The sequence below is a fragment of the Streptomyces sp. NPDC046831 genome (assembly GCF_040645305.1).
Taxonomy (GTDB): domain Bacteria; phylum Actinomycetota; class Actinomycetes; order Streptomycetales; family Streptomycetaceae; genus Streptomyces.
The window spans coordinates 1-4,475 of record NZ_JBEYXZ010000070.1 but is presented as its reverse complement, the minus strand read 5'-3'; the positions used below and the strand labels follow the sequence as shown (position 1 = coordinate 4,475).

Below are 4,475 nucleotides of genomic sequence, written 5' to 3'. Positions count from 1 at the left end.
CGAGCGGTCGAGGTGGGGGTCGAAGGCCGCGCACACCTGGTCGAAGGCGGCGGCGAACTCTCCGTAGGTCTCGTACAGTTCACGTCCCATCCCCGGGCGCTGACTGCCCTGCCCGGAGTACACGAACGCCGTCCCGCCGCCGGACGGTGTGCCGCTGGTGGCGAGTCCGGGGTGGGTGTCGCCCTCGGCCAGGGCCGTGAGGGCGGCGAGCCGGTCTGTGGATGTCTCGGCCAGGACGACGGCCCGGTGCTCCAGCGTGGCCCGGCCCGTCGCCAGTGCGTGGCCGATCCCGGTCGCCGGAACCTGCGGCGTGGCGTCCGCGAGCGTGCGCAGCCGCGCGGCTTGCTCGCGCAGCGCCTCCGGGCTCCGGGCCGACACCACCCACGGCGTGAGCCCGTCGACGCCAGGTTCCTCGGTCAACACGGCTTCGCCCGCGGGTTGTTCGAGGATGACGTGGGCGTTGGTGCCGCTGATGCCGAAGGAGGAGACGGCGGCGCGGCGCGGCCGGTCGTCGGGGGTGGTCCAGGTGTGGTCCTCGGTGAGGAGGCGGACGGCGCCCGCCGACCAGTCGACGTGCGGGGTCGGTTCGTCGACGTGCAGGGTGCGGGGGAGGACCCCGTGGTGCATGGCCTGGATCATTTTGATGATGCCGCCGACGCCGGCCGCGGCCTGTGTGTGGCCGATGTTGGACTTCAGCGAGCCGAGGAGCAGGGGCCGTTCGTCCGGGCGGTCCTGTCCGTAGGTGGCCAGCAGGGCCTGTGCCTCGATGGGATCGCCCAGTTTGGTGCCCGTGCCGTGCGCCTCGACCGCGTCGATGTCGGCGGGGGTGAGGCCGGCTCGGGTGAGGGCTTGGCGGATGACGCGTTCCTGGGAGGGGCCGTTGGGGGCGGTGAGTCCGTTGCTGGCGCCGTCCTGGTTGATGGCGGAGCCGCGCACGACGGCCAGGACGTGGTGGCCGTTGCGGCGCGCGTCCGACAACCGTTCGACCAGCAGCAGGCCCACGCCCTCCGACCAGCCGGTGCCGTCGGCCGCCGCCGCGAAGGACTTGCAGCGGCCGTCCGCCGACAGGCCGCGCTGCCGGCTGAACTCGACGAAGGTACCGGGCTGCGCCATGACGGTGACGCCGCCCGCGAGCGCGAGGTCGCACTCGCCCTGCCGCAGCGCCTGCGCGGCCAGATGCAGCGCGACCAGCGACGACGAGCACGCCGTGTCGACCGTGACCGCGGGCCCTTCCAGGCCGAACGTGTAGGCCAGGCGGCCCGACACGACGCTGGAGGTGTTGCCGGTGAGGAGGTAGCCCTCCAGCTCCTCCGGCGCCTTGTCGAGCCGCGCGTCGTAGTCGTTGTACATGACCCCGGCGAAGACACCCGTACGGGATCCGCGTACCGCGGTCGGGTCGATCCCGGCCCGCTCGAACGTCTCCCACGCCGTCTCCAGGAGCAGCCGCTGCTGCGGGTCCGTGGCCACGGCCTCGCGCGGGCTGACACCGAAGAACTCCGCGTCGAACTCGCCCGCCCCGTAGAGGAATCCGCCTTGACGGGTGTACGAGGTACCGAAGTGCTCCGGGTCCGGGTGGAACAGGCCGTCCAGGTCCCAGCCGCGGTTGTCGGGGAAGGGGCCGATCGCGTCGGCGCCGGAGGCCACCAGCCGCCACAGTTCCTCCGGCGACGTGACACCGCCCGGGTACCGGCAGGCCATGCCGACGACGACGATCGGGTCGTCCTGGACGAACGCCGGTAGGGGCGGCACGGGCGTGCCGGCCGGGAGCGGCGCTTCGCCGCCGGGCAGCAGGCCGAGCACGTGACGGGCCAGGGACTCGGGGGAGGGGTGATCGAAGACGACCGTGGCGGCCAGCCGCAGACCGGTCGACGAGGCCAGCCGGTTGCGCAGTTCGACCGCGGTGAGTGAGTCGAAGCCCAGTTCCTTGAAGGCACGGCCCAAGTCGATGGTCGCCGGCGTGGCGTGACCGAGCACGGTCGCCACCGTCGTCCGCACCAACTCCTTGACTATGCGGACACGTTCGGCCTCGGGCAGCGTGGCCGTGCGGCCCGCCCAGGACGCGTCGACAGGCGCGCCCGAGGCCGCCCGGCGGCGCTGCTCCCGCAGCTCGCCGCGCAGGACGACGGGCAGCGGCCCCGCCGCGGCCCGCGACCGCAGGGCGGCGCGATCGAGACGTACGGGCACCAGGGCCGGCCCCGACACCGGCGCCGAGACCAGGGCGCGGTCGAGCAGCGCCAGCCCTTCGTCCGCGGTCAGCGGCACCAGGCCCGAGCGCTCCCAGCGCTGCCGCTCCGCCGACCCGAGGCCCTCCGCCATGCCACCGGCGTCCGCCCACAGCCCCCACGCCAGCGATGTGGCGGGCAGCCCGAGCGCGTGCCGGTGCGCGGCGAGCGCGTCCAACTGGGCGTTCGCGGCCGCATAGTTGGCCTGTCCGGCGTTGCCCGTCACACCGGTGACCGACGAGAACAGCACGAACGCGGTGAGGTGGTGGCCGCGCGTCAGCTCGTGCAGGTATTGCGCCGCGTCCGCCTTGGGGCGCAGCACCGCGTCCAGACGTTCCTCGGTGAGCGAGGCGACCGTACCGTCGTCCAGGACACCGGCCAGATGGAACACCGCGCCGAGGGGATGCTCGTCCGGTACCGACGCCAAGGCCTCGGCCAGCGCGTCCAGGTCGGCCACGTCGCAGGCCGCGAACGTCGCCTCGGCGCCCGTCGCGGCCAGCTCCCGGGCCAGTTCGGCGGCGCCCGGCGCCTGTGGCCCACTGCGGCTGAGCAGCAGGAAGCGGCGCGCGCCGTGCCGGTCGGCGAGGTGCCGTACGAGTCGCCGCCCGAGCCCACCGGTCGCCCCGGTGACCAGGACGGTCCGCCCGGCGAACCCGTCCGGCGCACGCTCGTCCGCCACGTCGGCGGGGACGAGCCGGGGCGCGTACGACACACCGCCGCGCAGGACGACCTGGGACTCCTGGACGACCAGCCGGGCCAAGGCCGACAGGACGCCGACGGCCTCGTGCGCATCGACGTCGATGTCGGCGACGGCGAACCGGTCCGGATGCTCGGCCTGCGCCGACCGGACGAGACCCCACACGGCCCCCGCCCACGGATCGTCGACCGTGTCGCCGTCGACGGCCGCGACCGCGCCCCGCGTCAGCAGCAGCAGCCGCGCGTCCGCGCACCGCTCCTCCGCGAGCCAGGCCCGCACCAGGCGCAGCGCGACCGCGGCGGCGCCCCGGCCCGCCGGAACCGGCACGGCGACCACGGACGGCACCCGCTCCGGCAACTCGTCCAGGCCCTCATCCAGCCCCTCGACCAGTTCTACGGTGGTGACGTCGCCGTCCGCCGACGCCCCGGACACCGGCACAGGCGCCCACGCGATCCGGTGCAGATCACGTACTCGCGCGGCACCCGACACCTGCTCGGGCCGTGCGGGCAGCAGCGTCAGCGCGTCCACGCTCAGGACGGGCAGCCCCTGAGTGTCGACCGCCGTGAGCGCACCGCCCGACCAGCAGACCCGCAACGTGTCCGCCCCCGTCGCCGACAGTTCCACCCCCGCCCACGCGAACGGCAGCGGCAGCCCCTCGGCCCCGCCCTCCTCGGCGGCACGGGCGACCAGCGGGTGCAGGGCCGCGTCCAGCAGCGCCGGGTGCAGCAGATAGCCCGCCGCCTCCCGGGCCCCGGCCAGCGCGAGCTCGGCGAACAGCTCGTCCGCCCCGCGCCGCCAGGCCGCCCGCACCCCTCGGAACGCCGGGCCGTAGGCGTAGCCCGACGCGTCCAACGACGCGTACAGCGCCTCGACGTCGACCGCCTCGGCACCGGCCGGCGGCCATGCCATCCGCGCGTCCGCCCCCGGCGGCGCCGATGGGGCGAGCGTGCCCGACGCGTGCCGCGTCCACTCGCCGCCCTCGGCCCGCGCATGGACACCGAGCGTCCGCCGCCCGTCCGCATCGGCACCCGACACCGACACCTGCACCTGGACGGAACCCCCGGCCGGCAGCGACAGGGGCTTCTCCAGCGTCAGTTCCTCCACGCGCGCAGCGCCCGACCGCTCCCCGGCCACCAACGCGAACTCCACGAACGCCGTGCCGGGCACCAGGACCGACCCGAGAATCGTGTGGTCGCCCAGCCACGGCTGCGTGCCGCGCGCCAACCGCCCGGTGAGCAACAGCCCGCCGTCCTGGGCACGTTCGACCGCGGCCCCCAGCAGCGGATGCCCCGACGCGTCGAGTCCCAGCCCCTGCGCACCCGCCACCGGCACGGCCGGCACGAGCCAGAGACGCTGCCGCTGGAACGCGTACGTGGGCAGACCGTCCGGCACCGTACGGCCCGGGCGACGCGGCAGGGCGAACGCGCCGGCGAGCGCGAACGCCAGCGCGCGAACCTCCGGCTGCCCCCGGCGGAGTACGGGTATGGCGTCGGGGGTGTGGGGGGTGAGGGCGGCGTCGGGTCCGATTTCGAGGACTGTGGTGGTGTTGTGGGTGG

1 protein-coding gene is annotated in these 4,475 nt (G+C 75.0%); it reads right to left on the bottom strand.

Features of this window, described 5'->3' with window-relative positions:
* Positions 1-4,475 (bottom strand): SDR family NAD(P)-dependent oxidoreductase (locus ABZ920_RS30355; protein ID WP_361512036.1); only part of this gene is annotated, 4,475 nt, incomplete at both ends.